The sequence below is a fragment of the Ichthyenterobacterium magnum genome (assembly GCF_003610635.1).
In the GTDB taxonomy this organism is placed as follows: Bacteria; Bacteroidota; Bacteroidia; order Flavobacteriales; family Flavobacteriaceae; genus Ichthyenterobacterium; species Ichthyenterobacterium magnum.
Window position 1 is genome coordinate 78,541 of record NZ_RAQJ01000004.1, and the last position, 22,697, is coordinate 101,237.

Sequence of the window (22,697 nt, forward strand, 5' to 3'; positions counted from 1 at the left end):
TTGGACTCCTATGTATTTTAAATGTATAATCTAATCAATAATTAGTTTTTTGGTAATAACACCATTTATATTATTGATTTTTACAAAATATAATCCTGAAGCATAATTAGAGATATCAACACTCATAGTATTGATTAAACTCTTATTCTTAACAAAATACATCAGTTTACCTATAGCATTATAAATTCTAATTGATACTTGTTCACTTTTATTCCATGATAAATTAATTTCTTTTGATGCTGGATTAGGATATAACACAAGTGAATTTAATTCAAACTCATTTACACTTAAGCTAGAATCATATACATTAGACCTCCACAAACCACGACCATAAGTTCCAGCATAAATTTGGTTAGTAACTGTATTAATCTCTAACTCATTAATACTAACATTTGGCAAATTATTACTGAAAGGTTGCCATGTATTATTGGTTGTGTTGTCTATATAGAAAACGCCATAATTCATGCCTAAATACAGCCCATCATTTCCGTTATCATGCCATGCTAAAGCTCTGGCACTAAAGTTTGGCAAGTTAAACCTGTACGGAGCCCAAGTGTTTCCTGCATCAGATGACACATAAACTTTAGAGCTACTTGTTGTTGCTATTGCTAACTTATTAGGATTAGTTGGATGTACTGCAATGTAATTTATGAATCCTGCATAATCTGTTGAAATCGCTGGATTAGAAGGCGATAAGTTTGTCCAATTTGTCAATCCTCCATTTGTTGTTCTGTAAAGGTTACCTCCAACAGATGCATACATCACACTATTATTAGATGGTGCAATTTTAAGTTCATCTAAATTATTTCCGAAATTTTGAGATATTACTGACCAAGTATTTCCGCCGTCTATAGATTTATTCACTTGGGTATAACCTGCATAAATAACATTTTGAAGTATTGGGTCTTGCTCAAAAGGTGTTATCCAATTTCCAGATTTTGGTTCGCCTAAGTTATCTAAAGGTGTTATTACTGAAACATTTTGACCGCTATCAAAGGATTTAACTAGCCATCCGTTTTGTGCAGTACCATAAATAATGTTACTGTTATTTTTATCAATAAAAGACTCCATGCCATCGGCTCCATACCAATCTGTCCAATCTCCATTAGTGTCCATTATTGATGTTCCGTTATCTTGAGAACCACCTGTAACTATTGATGGGTTTGTTTGGCTTATCCCAATTCTATAAAACTGACGTATTCCTAAACCTGACGTTAAATCGGTATAATAATTACTATTTACATTTAATGGATTATTTGCTACATACACACCGCCATCTGTTGCTGCATATAATTTTCCGTCTAGATATTCTAGAAAATCAACATCGGCATGGCAATACCCAATGTTTTCAAAAGCTGCATCATCTGGTGTCCATTGTGATGTTATATTAAAATTAGCACCGCCATCTGTTGAGCGCCAAGTATTTATTCCAGCAATATGCACATCATCAGCATCATTTGGATTCACAGCAACATCCATATCTCTAGGTGCTTGTCCTCTAGCATCATCGGCAGCAGATTCATACCCAAAATAGTTATCATTACCATGATTAAATTTTGTAAATGTTTCTCCGCTATCTGTAGATTTGTGTAAGCCTCCATATGTTCCTCCAGACTCTTCTACAACATAGATAACGGAGTCATCATCTGCAGATACACCCATCATTTTAGCACCACTACCAAATGCATTTGGAGTGCTTTCAAAACCATCTTGAAATAGTGTTCCTAGTGTTGTATCTTCAACTGAAACGTCATCAAGTGTGGTTCCTCTTCCATAATGATTTAGTCCTTCAAAGGCAATATAATAAGTTGAGGATGGATTAGGTAAATTCAACGTAATATCTGTCCATGTTGTAATTTCGTTAGAATAATCTGCTAATTCAAGCCAAGTTCCATTTAAAGACGTTTTATAATATACTTTTAATTGGTCTAAATCTCCAAACCAATTAACTTGAGTGTAAGAGAATTTTAGTTGTGGATTACTAGCCCCAGAAAGATTTAATTCTGGAGAGACCAACTTAGTGATAGGATTTGATGGTGAATCTATAAATAAGATAGCCATTGAGTTTCCTGTTTTTGGGGTTACAGATCCGTTTTCATTTACGCTTGCAGTTGACCAATCTGTTGTGCCACTAACATATTCTTGAGTCCACAATGGTAAACTGTTTGGGACATTAAATGTTGCTCCTCCATCTATTGATTTAAAAAACTGATTACCTGATGCATAAATTACATTTGTATCTCCAGGTTTAAACTCTATATCAAATCCATTGGTAGCACTTGCGTGAATACGAGTCCAATTTACTCCTGCATTAGTGGATTTATAAATCCCTCCGTTTTCAGCACTACAATACATTTTTTGTGTATTGTTTGGGTCTATTAAAATTTTGTTGACACTACCGTTTCCTATATCTGCTAATATATTCCACGTAGCTCCAGCATCAGTTGATTTAAAAATTGTTCCGCTAGAAGATCCCCAAAAATAGGCTTGAGAATTTGTTGGATCTATGGCTAAAGACCAAACAACCAAATTTGACAAATTATCTGTAAGTACTTGCCAATTTGTTCCTCCATCTGTAGTTTTCCATACACCACCTGTTCTTGCTCCAACAATCATATGATCTGTATTTCCGTTTTCAAAAGCAATAGAGGTTACTCTACCAACTCCTGGATTATAGCCAGAGGTTGCATTCCAATAGGTTGGCCCTAACTCTTCCCAAGTACCAACTGTGGTTCTTGCTAAGACATTGCTTTGATTTAAGTAACCATTGTAATTTTGAAGTTCATTATAATAAAACTCAGGTGTTTTTAGCATTCCGTTATCATCCATATTACGCAAAGCTTGGTATTCCCAACGTTTGTATTGCTTATAACCGAGACCGCGTCCGCGCCCTACAATGTCAAAGTGCGCTTCAGCTGATGCTTGTATTTGTTGTACTGTATAAGTACCTGTAGAAATCATTCGTTTATACTCTTGTGACCAAGAATACATAACAAATAATGATAGAACGAGTGTGATGTAAAAATTTTTCATTTTTGATAGCTATTAATCGTTTGGGGTTAAATACACAGTTTTTTTAGTTGAATAAAAACAAACTGTTTATTTAATTTTTATTTACTTAATATTGTTATAACAACGCTAAAATACTATTTTACAAAATAATACCATTAATATTTAAGTTTTATGTCTCCAACATCCATCATTCTGTTAATTGCAGCATACTTTGTTATTCTTATATTAATATCTTATTTAACCGGTAAGGATGATAGTAATGCTGTGTTTTTTAAAGCAAAAAAACAATCGCCTTGGTATATTGTGGCATTTGGAATGATTGGTGCTTCACTCTCTGGAGTAACTTTTATTTCTGTACCAGGAATGATTGGTGGTCAACAATTTGCATACATGCAAGGCGTTTTTGGTTTTTTTATAGGTTATCTATTTATTCTATTTATATTATTACCAATATACTATCGTCTCAATGTAACATCAATATATCAGTATTTAGAACAGCGTTTTGGTAAAGTAAGTTATAAAACAGGAGCTTTTTTCTTTTTACTGTCTAGAGTTACTGGTGCTTCCTTTCGTTTGTTTTTAGTTGCTCTTGCTATGCAATATATTGTTTTTGAGCAAATAGGAATTCCGTTTTGGGCAACAGTAGTCATTTCTATTTTATTAATTTGGGTGTATACTTTTAGAGGCGGTATTAAAACTATTGTATGGACAGACACATTGCAAACCCTAGCTATGCTAACTGCTGTAGGCGTTGCTATATATTTAATCAATCAAAAACTAGATTGGTCATATATGGAGTTTATAAATTCTAATGAATTTACTGAAAAAGGACAGATTTTCTTTTTTGATGATCCAAATTCCACAACCTATTTTTGGAAATATTTTATTGGAGGTGTTTTTATAACAATTGCTATGACAGGTTTAGATCAGGATATGATGCAAAAAAATCTAACTTGTAAAAACCAAAATGATGCGCAGAAAAACATGTTTACTATGGCTACATTATTAGTGATTGTAAATTTTGTGTTTTTATCTTTAGGCGCTTTATTATTTATCTATGCTGAAAAAATTGGAATTGAAATCCCAACAGTAGATGGCAGAACAAGAACAGACTTATTATTCCCAGAAATTGCAATGAATCAAGGCCTCGGAAAACCATTAGCCATTGTATTTATTATTGGTTTAATTGCTGCTGCTTACTCAAGTGCCGACAGTGCTTTAACCTCATTAACCACTTCGTTTTCGGTAGATTTTTTAAACATAGAAAAAAAGCCTAAAGAAGATCAAAAACCGCTTCGCAAAAAAGTACATGTTGCGGTTTCTATTTTACTAATATTTGTTGTGATACTCTTTAATAGTCTTGACGGAAATGTTGTTGGAAACCTATTTAAATTTGCCACGTTTACTTATGGTCCTTTATTAGGGTTATTTGCTTTTGGTATTTTAACTAAACGTTCTATAAAAGATAACTATGCTTGGATTGTTGCATTGGTAGCATTACTTATAAGTTTTGGCATTACATATTTACCAGAAAGTGTAATTGGAAAATACCAATTTCATTGGGAAATACTACCATTAAACGGTCTAATCACTTTTATTGGATTGTTACTTATTTCAAAAAAGAACCTTAATACTGATTTGTAGACAGCAAAACTAAAGTACAGGCAACCTCAAATTCGATATTATTTTTGTTTAACATTCTATAAAACTCTGGGTTTTCTGTTCCAGGATTAAAAATCACACGCTTAGGTTTTAAGCCAATAATGTAATTATAGTACTCTTTTTGATTTTCTGGATTAAGATATAATGTTACTGTATCAATATTTTTATAAAACTTTAGTTCTACATCTATACCTACATTGGCAATTATCCCTTGTTTTAATCCGTAAGCTACAACTTCACTTCCAAAGGTAACCAGTCTGCGTATTGCCAAATTAGAATAGCTATTTGGCTTTAATGAAGCTCCAAAAACAAGTGTCTTTTTAGTCATATGTTATTTTTAAGTTAATTGGCAAAATGTTATAACAATCTGTTTATAATTTTACCCTAGTTTATTACAAGTGTTAAAAAGGTGTTAACTAATGTTAAAATAAGTAACACAAATTAAAAGTAAGCGTCTATGTAATAACAACCTATTAAAAACATCAATTAATCAATCAAAAAAATGAACAAATTTATTTATTTGTATGTGATGCTATTTTCTGCATTTATGTACGCAAACCCAACTGCAGACACAAGCTCTAAAGAAGGAACCGTTTCTGGAAGAGTTATTGATACGGCGCTAAACCAGCCACTTCCGTATGTTACAATTGTAATTAAAGATGCTACAAATACAACCATAACTGGTGGTATTACGGGAGATGACGGCACATTTGAAATTAAAAAAATTCCACAAGGTTCGTCAACCGTAAGCATTCAATACATTGGATATAAAACGGTTAACAAAACCATCTCTATTGGTAAAGGCAATTATAAAATTAAACTTGGGGATATTAAATTAGAAGAAGATATTGAAAGTTTAGATGAAGTAACGGTTGTTGCAGAAGTCACTACAATTCAACAAAAAATTGACCGTAAAGTTATTAATGTTGGAAAAGATTTAACCACTGCTGGAGCTACAGCTAGTGATATAATGAACAACATACCATCTGTTAATGTAGACCAACAAACAGGAAACATTAGTCTTCGTGGTAATGAAAATGTTCGTGTAATGGTAGATGGAAAACTCTCTAATGTACCAATTGCTCAATTATTAAAGCAGATTCCTTCTACTTCAATAAAACAAATTGAGTTAATCACCAATCCATCTGCAAAATACAATCCAGAAGGCATGAGTGGTATTATAAACATCAAGCTTCATAAAAATACTAAGCTTGGTTTTAACGGAAATATTAATCTTGGTTTAACTAAAGAGATTTTCGCCAAATTTAATAGTTCAGTAGATATGAACTACCGTAACGGTAAATTTAATTTTTATGGTAACTACGGAAACAATATTGGTAAATATGACAATTTTGGAAACATCAATAGATTAGATGATGATTCAAGACAAGATTTTAAATTTGGAAACAATAATAAATCACACCTAATAAAAGCTGGTGTTGATTTCTATATGAATGATACAAACACCATTTCGTTTTTCACAAACCAAAACATATTTGAAGGTGACGGTTTTGGTAATACGCGTGTAAGTTTTCCTAACAGATCAGCACAATGGCAACTTTTCAGTAATGACTCTAAGAATAACTCATCTCAATATAATTTAGCATATAAACATAACTTTACTAAAGAAGATGAAACCTTAGATGTAGAAATAGATTACAACACCTTTAATCAAGATGAAGACGCAAATTTCAACTTTGTTAATTTTAGTTTTCCTCCAAACTATAGAGATTTGGTAGATACAGAAAGAGACCAAACCACTATAAATGTTGATTATGTAAACCCATTAGATGAAAAAACTAAGCTAGAAGTTGGTTTTGAAGCACGTTTATTTAATACAGTAGTAGATTATAACTCAACAGGTTTTACTTTTGATAGTGATGCAAATATAATTCCAACACCAAGTACAGATTTTGATTATAATAGAGATATTTACTCAGCCTATGCAACTTATGGTAAAAAGCTAGATAAGTGGAGTTACCAATTTGGAGCACGTTTTGAGCAAGTTAATGTAAAAGCAGATGCGCTTAAAACTAGTGCTACTGAAACTGAATTAATTCCTTTTGAAAATGATTACTTTCAAGTTTATCCTTCAGCTTTTTTAACATATAATCCTTCAGATAAAAATTCGTACCAATTAAGTTTTAGTCGTCGTGTAGACAGACCTGGTTTACAACAAGTAAATCCTATTAGAGAATGGAGCACACCAAGAGTATCGTCTTTTGGAAATTCAGAATTAAAACCTCAATTCACTAATTCTATTGAAACAAACTATACGAGACAATTAGGAAAAGGAAGCTTAACTGCTGGCGTATTTTATAGATTAGTTGAAGATAATATCAGTAGAGTTGTGTTTATCGATCGCACAGATGTATCTGCCGCAAATGCTATTTTATCTTATGATAACTTTGATAATACTACTGCTTATGGTATAGAATTATCTAGTAACTACAGACCAACAAAATGGTGGAGTTTTAATGCAAGTTTTGACTTATACTCACAAACTCAAACAGGAATCACAGAATTTATTGATGCTGTAGACCCTCAAAACGCAACTGTTGCAGATATTAGAACAAGTAAAAGCGAAGTAGAAAATGTGGTTTGGAACTTTAGAGTATTTAACAATTTTAAAGCTTCAAAAAAACTAAGTTTTTCTGTATTTGCAATGTATCGTGGCGAAGAACAAGGTATTCAATTTAAAAGAAAACCTATGTACTTTGTAAATACAGGAATGCGTTATAGTTTCTTAGAAGATAATAGAGCTACATTTAGTTTTAACTATAGTGACATTTTTAACACTATGAAATTTGAATTTAATGGCATATCGCCTTATCCATCTGTTGGTGAGTTTAACTGGGAAAGTAATTCGTGGAACGTTAATTTATCTTACCGTTTTGGTGGCGGCAAATACCGAGCTTTAAAGCGTAAAAACAGAGATAAAAATGAAAAATCTGGAAGCGGCGGATTCATTTAAAATAAAGTTTAATAGCCCTTCATAAATAGTTGATGGTTAGTGTTAATGTTTGGTTATTAAATAAGAAAGCCCGAAGCAATTATGTTTTGGGCTTTTATTTTATTAAAAACTGTTAAAGTTTGATAATCAATGTAATGTGTTTATTTTAAGTACGACTTAATAAGTCCATAACAATTTTGTTATTTGAATTAGCCATCAACTTTAGCAAAATATTTAGGAAATTGATTAATAGCATAAAGCTCAAAGTTTCTACTTTGGGTTATTTATTTAAATGTTAATTGATAGTTAAAACTATGTGTTGATGAAATAAAAAACAACTTTTTACGTCTATATATAGTGATAAGTTTAAAGTTAATCACCTATAGAGATTCACTCTTTTATAGTTTTAGTGTTAGTTAAAGGTTGATTAATAGCAGAAAAAATCCGGAGCATTTTTTGTTTCGGGTTTTTTTTATGTACGAAAATAGTCTTTACAATAGACAAACTCCACAACCCCAATTAGATACCTTATCTTTTTTTGTTTTTAACCATAAAAAGAAAAACAGAAAGAAGTAGCATTATAAAAACAATGATTTATCAGGTAGTTTCAATAAATTTTATTTTCTAATATTTTAATGTGTCCTTAAATTATTTAGGCTACCATTTAATAATAGCACTTGCCCAAGTAAACCCACTACCAAAAGCAGCTAACACAACAGTATCATCTTCTTTAATTTTTTGTTCTTCCCATGCTTCTGTAAGTGCAATAATAACCGAAGCGGCAGTTGTATTACCATAAGTCATTATGTTATTAAATACTTGATCATCTCTTAAAGCAAACTTTTTCTGAATAAATTGTGCAATACGCAAATTAGCCTGATGTGGTATGAGCATGTCTATATCGTCTTTTTCAAGTCCATTTTTCAACAAACCTTCCATAATCACTTCACTAAAACGAACAACCGCATTTTTAAACACAAACTGACCATCCATATATGGGAAATAAGACAAATCTTCTTCTCCTCCTTCTAAAATTTCAGGAACCCAATGTTTAATACTAGGTGATTCTACAATTAACTTATCTGCATATTTACCTTGACTATGCAAGTGTGTAGATAAAACGCCCTTTTTAGTATCTTCTTCTCTCGATAATACGCAAGCACCTGCGCCATCACCAAAAATAACGGTAACGCCACGTCCTCTTGTTGTTTTATCAAGTCCGTTACTATGGTATTCTGCACCAACTACCAGTACATTTTTATACATTCCTGTTTTAATAAATTGGTCTGCAACAGAAAGCGCGTACACAAAACCAGAACATTGGTTTCTAATATCAATAGCTCCAATTGTTGGCATGTCTAACATATCTTGAATTTGAACACCGCAACCAGGGAAATAATAATCTGGTGTCATGGTTGCAAATACAATAAAATCTATATCATCTTTAGTTAATCCGGCTCTTTCAATTGCTATACGTGAAGCTTTTGCTCCCATTACCGCAGAAGTATCATCTGTGCCGTCTTTAATCCAACGACGCTCTTTTATTCCTGTTCGTTCTTGAATCCACTCGTCATTAGTATCCATAAACTTAGACAAATCGTCATTGGTAACCACATTATCAGGAACATACTTTCCTAAGCCTATTATTTTTGAATTGTACATAGTTTTATTTTAAAAAGAAAGATAAAATTACAAATTATAGTTTTAATAAAATGTCAGTTTGTCACATTTTAACTCTTGGTACTTTTTTTGTCTTAAATCCATCATTATAACAATCATAATAAAACACATATATCATGACAAAAGGAAATATTAATGTATCGGTAGAGAATATCTTTCCTCTCATTAAAAAATTCTTATATAGCGATCACGAAATCTTTTTACGTGAGTTAATTAGTAACGGAACTGATGCTACTTTAAAACTAAAACATTTAACCAATATTGGAGAATCTAAAGCAGATTACGGTAATCCGCAAATAGAAGTTAAGATTGATAAAGAAGGGAAAAAACTTCATATTATAGATCAAGGTTTAGGAATGACAGCTGACGAAGTTGAAAAATACATCAATCAAGTGGCATTTTCTGGAGCTGAAGAGTTTTTAGACAAATACAAAGATTCTGCAAAAGACTCTGGCATTATTGGTCATTTTGGTCTTGGTTTTTACTCTGCATTTATGGTTGCAGAAAAAGTTGAGATTATTACTAAGTCTCATAAAGATGAACCAGCTGCACATTGGACCTGTGATGGCTCACCAGAATTTACTTTAGAGGCTTCTAATAAAACAGATAGAGGCACAGAAATTATTCTTCATATAGCTGAAGACTCTACAGAGTTTCTAGAAGACGCAAGAATACGCGAATTACTATTAAAGTATAACAAGTTTATGCCTGTACCAATTAAGTTTGGTACTAAAGACGTAAACGATCCAGATTTTACCCCAGAAACAACTACAGATAAAGATGGTAAAGAAACTACTGAGCCTCACAAACAAATTACTGTAGATAATATCATAAATAATCCAAATCCAGCTTGGACTAAACAACCAGCAGATTTAGAAGATCAAAACTATAAAGACTTCTATAGAGAACTGTATCCTACGCAATTTGAAGAGCCTTTATTCAACATACATTTAAATGTAGATTATCCGTTCAACTTAACAGGGATTTTATATTTCCCAAAAATGACGAATGATTTAAACATTCAAAAAGATAAAATTCAACTTTACCAAAACCAAGTGTTTGTAACAGATAATGTAGAAGGTATTGTTCCTGAGTTTTTAACAATGTTACGTGGTGTTATTGACTCGCCAGACATTCCTTTAAATGTATCTCGTTCATATCTTCAAGCTGATGGCGCTGTTAAAAAGATTTCATCTTACATCACACGTAAAGTAGCAGATAAATTAAAATCATTATTCAATAATAACAGAGAAGATTTTGAAGCAAAATGGGATGATATAAAAATCGTGATTGAATATGGTATGTTATCTGAAGAAAAATTCTTCGAAAAAGCAGATGCTTTTGCATTATATCCAACAGTAGATGGTAAGTATTATACCTACGAAGAGCTATTTAATAAAATAAAAGCAAACCAAACCGATAAAGACGATAAATTAGTAATTCTTTATGCATCTAATAAAGATGAACAACACTCTTACATAGAATCTGCAAAAGCTAAAGGTTACGAGGTTTTATTATTAGATTCTCCTATTGTATCGCATTTAATTCAAAAATTAGAAACCACTAAAGAAAATATCACGTTTGCTCGTGTAGATGGTGATCATATTGATAATTTAATTAAGAAAGACGAAACAACGATTTCTAAATTAGATGAAGACCAAAAGAAATCTTTAGATGAATTATTGAAAGACGTTGTACCTTCAGATAAATTTATGGTACAATTAGAAGCGATGGATAGTGAAGCTTCTCCATTTATTATTACACAACCAGAGTTTATGCGCCGTATGAAAGAGATGCAACAAACTGGCGGCGGCGGAATGTTTGGAATGGGTAACATGCCAGAAATGTATAACCTTATTGTAAACACAAACTCCGAATTGGTTGGTGAAATTTTAAACACAAAAACAAAGAAAAAACAGGAACGTTTAATAAACCAAAGTCTAGATTTAGCACGACTTTCTCAAGGTTTATTAAAAGGTGAAGAGCTAACAAACTTTATTAAGCGTAGCTACGAAATGATAAAGTAAACAAGCTATGACAAAAATGAAAAAACCAAATCATAACGCGGATATAAAAAATCCAAATATTGGAACATCTGGAGTTAATAAAACTTTTAAGAAAGCTCAAGAAAACAAGAAAAATCAAAGTAAGAGTAATTCAAAATCTAAAGTAGAATTAACAGCTGAAGACGATATGGATTTTGAAGCCTATTACGCTTTTAGTGGAGATTAAACTTAGGCATCTGTTTTAATTAATAAAAAACCACTTTGTTAATTCAAGGTGGTTTTTTATTAATTAAAACAGATTATCTAATTTTTAAAGAGAATACCGATTGTAACATGCTCATTTAAATAGTTTTATGTAATTTAAGAAAATCAATCTAAATTAAAGTGCAATCAGATAATTCTATAATCAAAGAAATTTTTAAAGGTCTTTCATTCTCTAATGAAGAAATTAAAATTATTGAGTCTGTTTTCTTCAAAGAAGTTTATAAAAAAGGAACTGTATTACTTAAAGCAGGAGATTATGTTGACAAACAATATTATATACTAGAAGGCTGTTTAAGGTCCTACCATATTGATAACCATGGGCGAGAATACACAGTTCAATTTGGTATTAAAGATTGGTGGATGAGTGATTACACTGCATTCTTCTCTACTTCAAAAGCTATTATGAATATTGAAGTTCTAAAAAATGCAACTTTATATAGATTAACTAAAGAACATAAAGAGTATTTGTACACCAAAATTCCAAGAATAGAATCTTTTTTTAGAAAAAAACTAGAGCGTGCTTTTGCTGCTTTTCAAGAAAGAATTTTATCAAGTCTATCTCAACCAGCATCAAAACGTTATATCAATTTTATTAAAACGTATCCTAACATTGAGAAATCTATAAAAAATTATCATATTGCTTCTTACTTAGGAATCACTACAGAAAGTTTAAGCAGAATTAGAAAAGAATTGTCTATTAACTAAATTTATTATCATACATCAATTTTTTAAAAACACATCCTATCTATCTTTGTGTTATCACTGAGATAAGTAAAATACTATTATAATCCCTTTGATTAATAGCTTAAAAGCGCATGTTTTACAACATGCGCTTTTTTTTGTTTATAAAAACCACCTCTGACATATTATGTCACTAGCTCAAATATCTTTGCACTAAGTTTAACAATAAAATCAATTAAAATGAAAAACGCAGTCAACTGGTTTGAGATTCCAGTAAACAACTACAACAGAGCAAAACAATTTTATGAAACTGTTATGGGTACAAAAATAAAAGACCATCATATGCCTGAACAAAACACAAAATATGGAATGTTTTCTTATGATGAAGACAATAACGGAGTTGGTGGTGCTATTATTGAAGCCGAAGGACAAAACCCAACTACAGATGGCGCTACCATTTATTTAAATGGAGGCGAAAACCTAAATACAGCTTTAAATAAAGTTGAACCTCAAGGCGGTAAAATTATTATGCCAAAAACTGATATTGGTGAGTTTGGTTATATAGCTCAATTCATTGATACTGAAGGCAACCGTATTGCTTTACATTCTTATATGTAATAATATCAATCAAAAAATGATAAGATAGCGAATTACAATGCTGTTCGCTATCTTTGTTTTATGTCACAATTATCAAGGCTCATATCAATACTAACGCTATTAAAATCTAAGCGCCTTATAACTGCTAACGAGTTAGCTAGTAAGTTTAATGTTAGTGTAAGAACCATATATAGGGATATTAGAAAATTAGAAGATGCAGGAGTTCCTGTAACCACAATTGAAGGTAGAGGTTATTCTCTAATGGATGGCTACACTATTGCTCCTATTCAATTTACTGAAAAACAAGCAAATGCATTAATCACGGCACAGCATTTAGTAAAACAAACCAATGATATGTCTTTTTTAAAAGACTTTAAAGAAGCACTCACTAAAATTAAGTCGGTATTTAGAACCTCAATTCAAGAGAAAAGTGAATTGTTAGATAAAAATATTCATGTTTTTGATTATCATTATGAAAATCTTTCAAGTAATATACTTTCAGAAATACAACTTGCAATTACCAACTTTAGTTATGTTGAAATCAATTATCAAAAAGTAGATGACTCTAAAGCTATTTACAGAAAGATAGAGCCTTATGCTTTATACTCTACACAAAAAAAATGGATTTTAATTGCATGGTGTCATTTACGAAATGATTACAGAGCATTTAGAATTGATAGAATTAGGCATTTTAAAATTTTAATTGAAAAATTCGAAAACCGAAAGTTTAACCTTCAAACTTATTTTCAGTCTTGTCACTATAATGTAACGTAAAGAGATTTAGTTTATTTTTACTTTATGAAAATTCTTTCCACAAACATCGCAACTAAGCCAACTTCTTTTTTATGGAATGGAAAAAAAGTTACTACTGGCATAAATAAAGAACCAACAAACAAGCCAATTTATTTAGATAAAGAAAACGTAAAAGGTGATGAAGTTTCAGACAGAAAAGTACATGGCGGCATTTATAAAGCATGCTATTTGTTTTCTGCAGACCAATATCCGTATTGGAAAAATTTATATCCAAACCTAGATTGGCATTATGGAATGTTTGGCGAAAACCTCACAATATCTGGTTTAGACGAAACACAAATTTATATTGGAGACATATACAAATTGGGTAATGCTCTGGTTCAGATTACGCAGCCTAGAGAACCATGTTTTAAATTTGGGGTTAAGTTTGGCTCACAAGAGGTTTTAAGTCAATTTATAGCACATGGCTATCCAGGAACCTATGTTCGTGTTTTAAAAGAAGGTTTAGTTTCTAAAGGAGATACCATAACCCTTATTGAACGTGCCAATAATAGTATAACAACCTGGGAATTTTTTAATTTACTTTACGCAAAAAATAAAAATAACAACTTACTAAAATTAGTCCTAAAAAATGAAGCCTTGCCACTTAAAAAAAGAGAGAAGTTAGCAAAGTTTCTTTAAAAAACTAAAGTTTTATTAATTCCATACTTCTTCTTCTAACCAAGATGAAGCACTTAGTAAGTATGGCACATAATTACACGGTTCAAGATGACCCAAGCCTGTCGCGGTGACAAACTCTATATTAGAACCCGCTGCATTTGAATCATTTACATAGCCTTCGGTTGTAGCAATTGGAAACAACGCATCGTCAGACCCATGAATAACACGCATTGGTATTGTTATTTGTTGCACAACTCCAACATTATTTATAGGGTTATACGAGCTAGCCATTGGTATAGATGCAGAGAATAAACTAGGGTAAAATTGAGCAAAAAACCAGCTTCCATTTCCTCCATCGCTATATCCAGTAATAGCAATTTTATTTGTATCAACAGATAAATAACTACTCGCTAAATCGACTAATGCCAAAATTTGATTTTGATTTGGTGCATCAAACCAAAGAAATCCTTTACTACTCGGACTTATAATATATGCTCCTAATCCGTCTAATCCAGGTTCTGCTAAACAAGCAGTCGCTTTATAGGCTTCAGACACTGTAGTTGCATCACCATGCAAACTTATTATTAAAGGCCTTTTATTTGTAGAACTTGCACCTACTGGCGCTATTATTCTAAAATCCCAAAAAAAGTTTTCATTATTTGATTCTAAAGTAAAATCATTAATTCCAGTATTAACTACTAAATTTTGAAAATCGACTCTTACATCTGCTTCAGTTCGCCCTGGATTGATAGGTGTTCCTCCATCATCATCACTACCACTACAATTAAAAAATAAAACTGCTATAAATAAAACACCAAAGTACTTGTAAGATTTTTTCATGACATAAATTTTTATATAAATTTATGTTTAAAAAGTATATCTTCAAAATCTCGTCTGTTAAAATGATTAGTAATTCATTAAAATTGGAGAGATTTTAAGTCTTAAATTCAAAAAAGCTATCTATTTAATGAGAATTGGTTTTTTAAAACACTCTTAAAAATACTTAGCATTTGTTCTAAAATAATACACGCTAAATCTATCTGATAATTATAATACTAAACTCAACTTTTAATTTGAAAATTTATTGGTATACTATACGGAACGTTAACAGGTTTACCGCGTTGTTTTCCAGGTATCATTTTAGGCAATAGTTTTATAATGCGTTCTGCTTCTTTTTCTAATACTTTATCTGGTCCTCTAGATTTTATTCTTGAAACCACTCCATTACTATCTATTAGAAATAACACATATACCTTACCATAAATTCCCATCTCTAATGCCGATTCTGGGTAGTTAAAATTTTTGGCAACATGCTCTTGTATCTTTTGCTGAAAGCATTTTTTAACCTCTGTTTTTGTACCGCCTTCACATCCAGGAAAAATTGGCACACTCTCAAGTGCTGCAAACGGAATTTCAACATATTCCTCGACTTCTTCTACTTCTACTTCTTCTACTTTTGCAATATATTCTTCAATAGCTTCATCTTGACCAGTTTCGCTACTTTCTATAATTGTTTCTTCAACATCTTCAAGATCCTCAACAATAACAATAGTTTGCACAACAACTGGAGATGGTGGCGGTGGTGGCGGTGCTTCAAAGTTTACTATCGGAATATCATCTTCAATAATTTTATTAATATTTAAAGTCTCTAAAGCAACTTCTTTTTTGTTGTAAGTTTTATACTCCAACATTTGCCAAGTAAATAACAACATTAAATTTAAGCCAATTGCAAAATAAAGGCTGCTATTTCTACCAATATCCATATTTGGGTTCTTTTTTAATTCCATGATAATTAAGCGTTTATTACCTTAAATTAGAATAAACATTAAACTATTCCTATGATAATTATCATTTTAAAATCTGCTAATAATCGCTATATTATAGATTGTCTAGCTGATTATCTTTACCGTCTTCGCTAATAGTCCAAAAGAACCCTACAAAGAAAAATTGATCTGCTGCAGGTTGCAAGGTTTGTCTAGCAAAATTACCATTTATATCTGGCGAATTTGCATACTGATAACCATTTATATTTTTAAACCCTAAAACATTATTTACAGATAGGTATAGAATTTTTTGAGGACTTAATAAATAAGCCCAATTAAGACTAATACTATTATAACTTTTTGTTTTTTCGTTTAAAAAACCAGTTGTATTGGGGTTAGTATAAGAACGTCCGGATGCAAAGTTATAGCTAAACCCGACTTGGCTTTTCCAGTCATCTATCCAATACTTTGCAACGGCAGAAAAATTATGTGTATTAGCAAAATTTGGTCTTGCTTTTTCTGGATAATTTCTATAATCACGTTCGGTATCTAAATATGAATAGCTTAACCAATAATCGGTATTTTTAATGCTCTTATTATCTCTCCAAAACAAATCTAAACCTTGAGAATATCCATCTCCATTATTTGTGTAGTTAGCATCAAAACTTTCAAAGTCTGAATCAAACTTAACTAAGTTATCATAGTTTTTCTTATATACTTCTGCTCTAAATAATCTACCATTATTGACATACTGATAGTTCATAATATAATGTGATGTACTTTGCGCTTCAACCTCTGAATTAAACTTTAATGTTGTATTAGGTGCATTCTGATAAAAGTTACCATATGCTAATGATAGCTGCCCATTTTTTGAAGTTTTATACGCAACTGAAACTCTAGGTGCAATTTTAAAGTCGCTAGATAAATTATAATAATCAGATCTTAGACCTACTTTAAAAGCTAGTTTTTTACTAAATATTAAATCTGACTCTACAAATGCTGCACTTATAGAGTTTGCAAAACCATAAGACACATCCAAATTATCTTCAGTAAAATTTTCATCAAACTTAGTTGTAAAATGTTCGGCTCCAAAATTAAGTTTAAATCTACTACTGAATCTCTTTTTAAGCTTTAACTTAACATGTGCAGAGTTTTCTTTATCCTTAACATTGCTTTCATCAAATCCAACTTTAGTATTTGCTATTGTATAACTCAAACCTGTTTGCAACGCCCAATTGTTATTTAAAACACCTTGGTAAGATGTATTTGCATAAAAGTTACTGTTATTTAACTTAAAATGTGCGCCATTAGGGTCATTAATATCTTCTTGAGTAAGTTCAAAATCTCCTGAATCAAAAGCTGCATAAAATTTAAGCATTCCAGAATTCAACTTCTGTCTAAATACAGCTTCACCTTGAGCACCTCTATATGGTGTCTCCCAATCGTTTCTATCAGGAAACAAAGCATTATAAGGTGCTAAGTTTATATATGATGCATTAACACTTAATGAGGTTTTATTCCATTTTTCTGTATGACCTAAACTTCCTCCAACAGTCATTATTCCTATATCTGTTTTTTCTTGTGTTGGTTCATCAATTGTATTTAAAAGTAACACACTAGATAAAGCATTACCATACTCAGCAGAGTAACCTCCAGTTGAGAACGTAATTCCATCAAATAAAAATGGTGAATAGCGACCTCGTGTTGGTGTGTTGTTTGCTGTTGGTGCATAAGGTGTAAATACTCGAATGCCATCAATAAAGATTTGTGTTTCATCAGCAGCGCCACCTCTTACAAATAAACGCCCATCTTCTGCTACTGTTGATGTACCAGGAAGTGTTTGCAATGCGCCAACAAAATCGCCTAAAGCACTTGCTGTGGTTACCACATCTAAAGGTTTTAAAACTGAGACTTTACTATTATCATTTGCTTCAAATGTACCTGCAGAAATTACAACAGTATCTAATGCATCTACATCTTCTCTTAACTTAATTTGCAAATTTGTTAACTGCGAAACATCATTTGTAATCGTTTTAGTTTCATATGACAAAAAAGAAATCACTAATGCTTGCGTACCTACTTCTTCTGTTGAGAATAAAAACTCACCTAAATCGTTTGTTGTTGCGCCATCGTAAGTACCATCTAAGTATACATTTGCGCCTACCAATGGTTGGTTTTGCGCATCGACTACTTTTCCGTTAATAGATGTTTGTGCAATGGATGTTGTAACTATAGATAAGATTAAAAAGGATAATAAATTTTTCATTTGGCTAGTAATTTAAAACTGTTGTTTTTGATACTGAAACAAGTTCAGCACATGTTGATAGCGCAAATTTGACTTAGAAAACCTTTTAAATAAATTCTATTTAACCGAATTGTTAAAAATGACTGACGAATTGAATATATTTGATACATTATGCACAATTAGTATTATTTCTATGTCAATAAAACACATAAAACCCTTTAGTATTATTTTCTTTTTAATCGTTTTAGCTGAACTAATTTTTGATAGCAGTACTAACCTCTCACAACTACATTATATTACTAAACCCGCAATAGTTGTTTCGTTACTTATATTTTTTTGGAAACAAAGCCAACATTTAAATAACAGATTACGATTGACAACAGCTTTGGCTTTAATTTTCTCTGTAATTGGCGATATTCTGTTAATGTTTGTTGAGCATTCTCCCAACTATTTTATGCTTGGTTTGGTATCCTTTTTAATTGCGCATCTTATGTATGCATTTGTGTTTTTAAAACATAGAAACAAAAATAAAAACCCAATAGGTTTTGTTGGCTTGTTACTCATTTATGCTGCTGGGCTATTTTATTTACTAAAAGACGGTTTAGGAGATATGCTCATTCCTGTTATTGTGTATATGATTATTATTTTATCTATGGCAACTACTGCCTTTTTAAGAAAAAGTGAAGTAAATACTTCAAGCTATAATTTTGTGTTTTTAGGAGCCGTTTTATTTATGATGTCTGATAGTCTTTTAGCTTTAAATAAATTCTACCAATCTTTAGCTTATAGCAATATTACTATTATGCTAACTTATGCTTTGGCTCAATATTTTATTGTTATTGGAATTTTGAAACTTAGTGAATCTCCGCGTTAAGGATGGAAATGGCATCCTTTTTAATTGTCTCTTTGAGCATTATCGAGCTCAAAATATATTTTGTAAGAAGATAGCTTGCTGAGCAAAACGAAAAGTTTTTAATTAAAAAGATATAATGAACAGCCTGACCTTGAGTGCAACGAGAGGTAACGCCAAAACTACTTTTTAAAAGGTCTAATAATGAGTCGAGCTGCTTTATCGAAATTTATATAATTGTAGGTCCAATTAAATAATACAATCACCCGATTTCTAAAACCTACCAAAGACATAAGGTGAATAAACATCCAAATAAACCAAGCAAAAAAACCACCAAATTTATAATGTTTTAAGTCTACAACAGCTTTATTACGACCAATAGTTGCCATAGAGCCTTTATCATAATATGTAAAAGGTTTTAATGCTTTGCCCTTAATAAGTTTAATTAAGTTTTTACCTAAAAGTTGCCCTTGCTGAATTGCAGGTTGTGCTACTTGTGGATGTCCTTTAGGATACTTTTCTGTTTCCATTAATGCAATGTCTCCAAGCGCAAATATATTATCATAACCTTCAATTTGGTTAAAACGATTTACTTTATAACGATTTGCTTGTGCTATTAAAGCATTTGCTTGCAGACCTTTTACAGGAGCTCCAGTAACGCCTGCCGCCCAAATTAAAGTTTCAGATTGCATTACTAAACTAGAATTTGTAGCTACTATTTTTCCATCATAATCCTTAACAAAAGTATTACAATGTACTTGCACACCTAAAGCTTTTAAAAACTCTTCAGCTTTTTTTGAAGCATGTTCACTCATTGGAGGCAATACTCGGTTATTGCCTTCTAACAAATGAATTTGCATATCATCTGGGTTTAAATCATGATAATCTCTAGGCAATATATGGTTTTTTAATTCTGCTATTGCACCAGCTAACTCTACACCTGTTGGACCGCCACCAACTATCACGAAGTTTAAATAAGAGTTACGTTCTTCTTTTGTTTTTGCTATTGCAGCTTTTTCAAAATTCTGAAGTATTAAACTTCTAATATTTAATGCCTGCGGAACACTTTTCATTGGCATACTATTATTCTCGATAGCAGAATTACCAAAATAATTAGTTTTTGTTCCTGTTGCTATTACGAGGTAATCATATCTTAAATTACCAATACTCGTTTTTATTTCATTTGTTTCAGGATTGATTTGCTCAACTTCTGCTAAACGAAAAAAAGAATTTTTATGCTTTTTAATTATTTTTCTAAGTGGGTAAGCAATTGAGTCTGGTTCTAAACCTGAGCTAGATACTTGATATAATAAGGGTTGAAATGTATGATAGTTATGTTTATCTAACATAACGACTTGTACATCTTTATTTGCTAATGTTTTTGCAAGATTAACACCAGCAAATCCACCACCAACAATAACAACTCTAGGAAATTTTGATTCAGGAATATTCATAAGAAAAGTCTCTTAAAATAACACTTACAAAGATACAATTTAAGCGCCTGAAAACACTATTTTTGAATTAATGTTTAACACATATGTAACATTTTAAATTAATAAACTACATATAGGTAACTAACCCATCACAATTGAATAAAGAATTAGAACATAGTTTTGTTGAATTGCTCGAAAAGCATCAAAACATTGTGCATAAAGTATGTCGATTATATACCAATAATCAAGATGCGCATAATGATTTGTTTCAAGAGATAACAATACAATTATGGAAAGCGTACCCTAAGTTTCGTGGCGAAGCAAAGTTTAGTACCTGGATGTATCGTGTTGGTTTAAATACTGCTATTACCTTATATCGAAAATCAAAACGAACTATTAATACGCAAGAATTTGAAAGTGTACAATTTAAAATTAAAGCTGTAGAATATGATGATACTGAAGAACAGCAATTAAAATTAATGTATAAAGCAGTACACCAATTAAATGATATTGAAAAAGCTTTGGTTTTTTTATATCTAGAAGATAAAAATTATAGCGAAATAAGTGAAACCCTTGGTATAACTGAAGTAAATGCTAGAGTGAAAATGAATAGGGTAAAAACAAAATTAAGAACAATATTAAATCCGTGATACTATGGATGAATTAGAATTATTAAAAAAAGATTGGCAGAAAAAAGAAGTGCATTTTCCTGTCCTTTCTTACAACGAAATTTATAAGATGATACATGCAAAATCATCTAGCATTGTAAAATGGATTTTTATAATAAGTGTTATTGAATTAAGCTTAGGTTTAATTTTAGCGCTTATAAACCCAAGTATAGAATCCCAAGTTGTGTTTCCGCAATGGGTAAATATTTTGGTTTATGCTACGTATCCCATAATTATATTTTTTATTTATAGATTTTATACCAACTACAAAACTATATCTGCTACAGATAGTGTAAAATCTCTAATAGCCAATATTATAAAAACACGTAAAACTGTAAAGTATTATGTAATTTTTAACCTCTTTTTTGCTGCTATAATTTTTGCAACAGGTTTATACATTGCCTTTACTACAATACCAGGTGGTATTGATTTTAGCGGCGAAGTATCAACCAAACAATACGCAGTTTTAATTGGAGCTATTATTTTAGCTACTGCTCTTTTTATAGGATTTATACTTGGCATCTATTATTTACTTTATGGCCTTTTATTAAAGCGCCTTAATAGAAATTATAAAGAGCTTAAAAAACTTGAAGCATAAATAATAGCTGTTAGCTGTTTGCAAAAAAAAATCTTAGCTTACAAATTTACCACTCACGTTTTTTGTTCAACGCTTCTTTTTCTTCTAATTCTTTTTGAGGAATTACTTTAAGAAATGATGGATGTTGCTCAATAGCATATTCGATTTTTTCAACTATTTCTGCTATCGATTCGTTTTCATAATCAATTTGTAAAGGTTCTTTTATTTCAAAAGATTGATATACGTTTTTCTTTTTAACACGCAATCCTTTTTTATCAAAAGATCGTCTAAAGCCATCAATAACAATTGGTACCACTACAGGTTTATAGCGTTTAATAATATGTGCTGTTCCTTTTCTAATAGGCTTAAAAGGTGTTGTTGTACCTTGCGGAAACGTAACAACCCAACCATCATCTAATGCCTTACCAATATTAGAAATATCACTCATTTTCACCTGGCGATTAACATCTTTACCTTCTGCTCTCCATGTGCGCTCAATACTTACCGAACCAACATAAGCTAGAATTTTTGGCAACAACCCAGATTTCATAGTTTCTTTAGCAGCAACATAATACATATTAAGTTTTGGATTCCATAGGTAGCCAACATTTTTAATATTATCTAAACGCCCACTTAAACTAGCATTAAACACATGAAACATAGCTATCACATCAGCAAAATACGTTTGATGATTAGATATAAATAATACATGTGTATCTGGCAGGTTTTTAATTACATCTGAGCCTTCAATCTGCAATTCATTAAAACCTCTAAAACGTCTGTGTGTAAGTGCACCTAGAATTCTGATGAGCCATTTTTTTATAAAAAGTATATGTCCAAAAGGGTTTCTTTTAAATAATCCCATTCACTTTTAATTTTTTGAGAGAACAACA

General features: G+C 31.3%; 19 protein-coding genes. 11 read left to right on the forward strand and 8 right to left on the reverse strand.

Translation table 11 applies throughout. The features are described 5' to 3' along the window. Window positions 1-30: 30 nt before the first annotated feature. Window positions 31-3,033 carry a VPS10 domain-containing protein gene (locus BXY80_RS10525; RefSeq protein WP_120201724.1) on the reverse strand — a complete coding sequence of 1,001 codons (3,003 nt, stop codon included), beginning with the start codon at window positions 3,031-3,033 and terminating at the stop codon, window positions 31-33. A gap of 150 nt (window positions 3,034-3,183) precedes the next feature. Between BXY80_RS10525 and BXY80_RS10530 the strand changes: the two genes are divergently transcribed. Further along, a complete protein-coding gene (locus BXY80_RS10530) occupies window positions 3,184-4,656 on the forward strand; it encodes a sodium:solute symporter (protein ID WP_120201725.1) in 1,473 nt (490 codons plus the stop codon). Here the strand turns inward: BXY80_RS10530 and BXY80_RS10535 are convergent. After that, window positions 4,640-5,002: a CoA-binding protein gene (locus tag BXY80_RS10535; protein ID WP_120201726.1), complete on the reverse strand. Its 363-nt coding sequence runs from the start codon at window positions 5,000-5,002 to the stop codon at window positions 4,640-4,642. The genes BXY80_RS10530 and BXY80_RS10535 overlap by 17 nt on opposite strands. A gap of 174 nt (window positions 5,003-5,176) precedes the next feature. Between BXY80_RS10535 and BXY80_RS10540 the strand changes: the two genes are divergently transcribed. Next, window positions 5,177-7,648 carry an outer membrane beta-barrel family protein gene (locus tag BXY80_RS10540; RefSeq protein WP_120201727.1) on the forward strand — a complete coding sequence of 824 codons (2,472 nt, stop codon included), beginning with the start codon at window positions 5,177-5,179 and terminating at the stop codon, window positions 7,646-7,648. A 636-nt stretch (window positions 7,649-8,284) separates the two neighbouring features. On the opposite strand, the gene BXY80_RS10545 is transcribed toward BXY80_RS10540, so the two are convergent. Continuing rightward, window positions 8,285-9,289: a 3-oxoacyl-ACP synthase III family protein gene (locus BXY80_RS10545; protein WP_120201728.1), complete on the reverse strand. Its 1,005-nt coding sequence runs from the start codon at window positions 9,287-9,289 to the stop codon at window positions 8,285-8,287. A gap of 134 nt (window positions 9,290-9,423) precedes the next feature. Between BXY80_RS10545 and htpG the strand changes: the two genes are divergently transcribed. The 6 genes from htpG (at window position 9,424) to BXY80_RS10575 (ending at window position 14,289) form a co-directional block, all read left to right on the forward strand. Beyond that, on the forward strand, window positions 9,424-11,334 hold the full coding sequence (gene htpG, locus BXY80_RS10550; RefSeq protein ID WP_120201729.1) for a molecular chaperone HtpG: 1,911 nt from the start codon (window positions 9,424-9,426) through the stop codon (window positions 11,332-11,334). 16 nt (window positions 11,335-11,350) lie between these two features. Further along, window positions 11,351-11,539, forward strand: a complete 189-nt coding sequence (locus BXY80_RS10555) for a hypothetical protein (protein WP_147376125.1) — start codon at window positions 11,351-11,353, stop codon at window positions 11,537-11,539. A gap of 158 nt (window positions 11,540-11,697) precedes the next feature. Next, window positions 11,698-12,282, forward strand: a complete 585-nt coding sequence (locus BXY80_RS10560) for a Crp/Fnr family transcriptional regulator (RefSeq protein WP_120201733.1) — start codon at window positions 11,698-11,700, stop codon at window positions 12,280-12,282. Between the two features lie 216 nt (window positions 12,283-12,498). Further along, the gene (locus tag BXY80_RS10565; RefSeq protein WP_120201734.1) at window positions 12,499-12,876 is read left to right on the forward strand and encodes a VOC family protein; all 378 of its coding nucleotides are present in this window, start codon (window positions 12,499-12,501) and stop codon (window positions 12,874-12,876) included. A 60-nt stretch (window positions 12,877-12,936) separates the two neighbouring features. Continuing rightward, a complete protein-coding gene (locus BXY80_RS10570; protein ID WP_120201736.1) occupies window positions 12,937-13,629 on the forward strand; it encodes a helix-turn-helix transcriptional regulator in 693 nt (230 codons plus the stop codon). A gap of 24 nt (window positions 13,630-13,653) precedes the next feature. Next, window positions 13,654-14,289 carry an MOSC domain-containing protein gene (locus BXY80_RS10575; RefSeq protein ID WP_120201738.1) on the forward strand — a complete coding sequence of 212 codons (636 nt, stop codon included), beginning with the start codon at window positions 13,654-13,656 and terminating at the stop codon, window positions 14,287-14,289. A gap of 15 nt (window positions 14,290-14,304) precedes the next feature. Here the strand turns inward: BXY80_RS10575 and BXY80_RS10580 are convergent, their stop codons facing one another. The 3 genes from BXY80_RS10580 to BXY80_RS10590 all read right to left on the reverse strand — a co-directional run bounded on the left by BXY80_RS10580 (window position 14,305) and on the right by BXY80_RS10590 (window position 18,297). Beyond that, the gene (locus BXY80_RS10580; protein WP_120201740.1) at window positions 14,305-15,108 is read right to left on the reverse strand and encodes a dienelactone hydrolase family protein; all 804 of its coding nucleotides are present in this window, start codon (window positions 15,106-15,108) and stop codon (window positions 14,305-14,307) included. Between the two features lie 221 nt (window positions 15,109-15,329). Then, on the reverse strand, window positions 15,330-16,055 hold the full coding sequence (locus tag BXY80_RS10585; protein ID WP_120201742.1) for an energy transducer TonB: 726 nt from the start codon (window positions 16,053-16,055) through the stop codon (window positions 15,330-15,332). Between the two features lie 91 nt (window positions 16,056-16,146). Further along, on the reverse strand, window positions 16,147-18,297 hold the full coding sequence (locus tag BXY80_RS10590; protein ID WP_120201744.1) for a TonB-dependent receptor: 2,151 nt from the start codon (window positions 18,295-18,297) through the stop codon (window positions 16,147-16,149). Between the two features lie 118 nt (window positions 18,298-18,415). Between BXY80_RS10590 and BXY80_RS10595 the strand changes: the two genes are divergently transcribed. Then, window positions 18,416-19,150, forward strand: a complete 735-nt coding sequence (locus BXY80_RS10595; protein WP_245977263.1) for a lysoplasmalogenase — start codon at window positions 18,416-18,418, stop codon at window positions 19,148-19,150. A gap of 158 nt (window positions 19,151-19,308) precedes the next feature. Here BXY80_RS10595 and BXY80_RS10600 read toward each other — a convergent pair whose 3' ends face one another. Next, window positions 19,309-20,580, reverse strand: a complete 1,272-nt coding sequence (locus BXY80_RS10600) for an NAD(P)/FAD-dependent oxidoreductase (protein WP_120201749.1) — start codon at window positions 20,578-20,580, stop codon at window positions 19,309-19,311. A 134-nt stretch (window positions 20,581-20,714) separates the two neighbouring features. On the opposite strand from BXY80_RS10600, the gene BXY80_RS10605 reads away from it, so the two are divergent. Together BXY80_RS10605 and BXY80_RS10610 are read left to right on the forward strand one after the other, a co-directional pair. Continuing rightward, window positions 20,715-21,209 (forward strand): RNA polymerase sigma factor, encoded by a 495-nt coding sequence (locus BXY80_RS10605; protein WP_120201751.1) that lies wholly within the window; start codon window positions 20,715-20,717, stop codon window positions 21,207-21,209. Between the two features lie 4 nt (window positions 21,210-21,213). Next, entirely contained in the window at window positions 21,214-21,825 is a 612-nt protein-coding gene (locus BXY80_RS10610; protein ID WP_120201753.1) for a hypothetical protein, read from the forward strand. Between the two features lie 46 nt (window positions 21,826-21,871). On the opposite strand, the gene BXY80_RS10615 is transcribed toward BXY80_RS10610, so the two are convergent. After that, window positions 21,872-22,669, reverse strand: coding sequence for a lysophospholipid acyltransferase family protein (locus tag BXY80_RS10615; RefSeq protein WP_120201756.1), 798 nt, complete (start codon window positions 22,667-22,669; stop codon window positions 21,872-21,874). Window positions 22,670-22,697: the final 28 nt, after the last annotated feature.

Coding starts and splice junctions, on each gene's coding strand:
- BXY80_RS10595 (WP_245977263.1), top strand. CDS start 18,416: ATGACTGACGAATTGAATATATTTGATACATTATGCACAATTAGTATT.
- BXY80_RS10575 (WP_120201738.1), top strand. CDS start 13,654: ATGAAAATTCTTTCCACAAACATCGCAACTAAGCCAACTTCTTTTTTA.
- BXY80_RS10545 (WP_120201728.1), bottom strand. CDS start 9,289: ATGTACAATTCAAAAATAATAGGCTTAGGAAAGTATGTTCCTGATAAT.
- BXY80_RS10555 (WP_147376125.1), top strand. CDS start 11,351: ATGAAAAAACCAAATCATAACGCGGATATAAAAAATCCAAATATTGGA.
- htpG (WP_120201729.1), top strand. CDS start 9,424: ATGACAAAAGGAAATATTAATGTATCGGTAGAGAATATCTTTCCTCTC.
- BXY80_RS10615 (WP_120201756.1), bottom strand. CDS start 22,669: ATGGGATTATTTAAAAGAAACCCTTTTGGACATATACTTTTTATAAAA.
- BXY80_RS10570 (WP_120201736.1), top strand. CDS start 12,937: ATGTCACAATTATCAAGGCTCATATCAATACTAACGCTATTAAAATCT.
- BXY80_RS10600 (WP_120201749.1), bottom strand. CDS start 20,580: ATGAATATTCCTGAATCAAAATTTCCTAGAGTTGTTATTGTTGGTGGT.
- BXY80_RS10525 (WP_120201724.1), bottom strand. CDS start 3,033: ATGAAAAATTTTTACATCACACTCGTTCTATCATTATTTGTTATGTAT.
- BXY80_RS10565 (WP_120201734.1), top strand. CDS start 12,499: ATGAAAAACGCAGTCAACTGGTTTGAGATTCCAGTAAACAACTACAAC.
- BXY80_RS10535 (WP_120201726.1), bottom strand. CDS start 5,002: ATGACTAAAAAGACACTTGTTTTTGGAGCTTCATTAAAGCCAAATAGC.
- BXY80_RS10590 (WP_120201744.1), bottom strand. CDS start 18,297: ATGAAAAATTTATTATCCTTTTTAATCTTATCTATAGTTACAACATCC.
- BXY80_RS10530 (WP_120201725.1), top strand. CDS start 3,184: ATGTCTCCAACATCCATCATTCTGTTAATTGCAGCATACTTTGTTATT.
- BXY80_RS10610 (WP_120201753.1), top strand. CDS start 21,214: ATGGATGAATTAGAATTATTAAAAAAAGATTGGCAGAAAAAAGAAGTG.
- BXY80_RS10540 (WP_120201727.1), top strand. CDS start 5,177: ATGAACAAATTTATTTATTTGTATGTGATGCTATTTTCTGCATTTATG.
- BXY80_RS10580 (WP_120201740.1), bottom strand. CDS start 15,108: ATGAAAAAATCTTACAAGTACTTTGGTGTTTTATTTATAGCAGTTTTA.
- BXY80_RS10585 (WP_120201742.1), bottom strand. CDS start 16,055: ATGGAATTAAAAAAGAACCCAAATATGGATATTGGTAGAAATAGCAGC.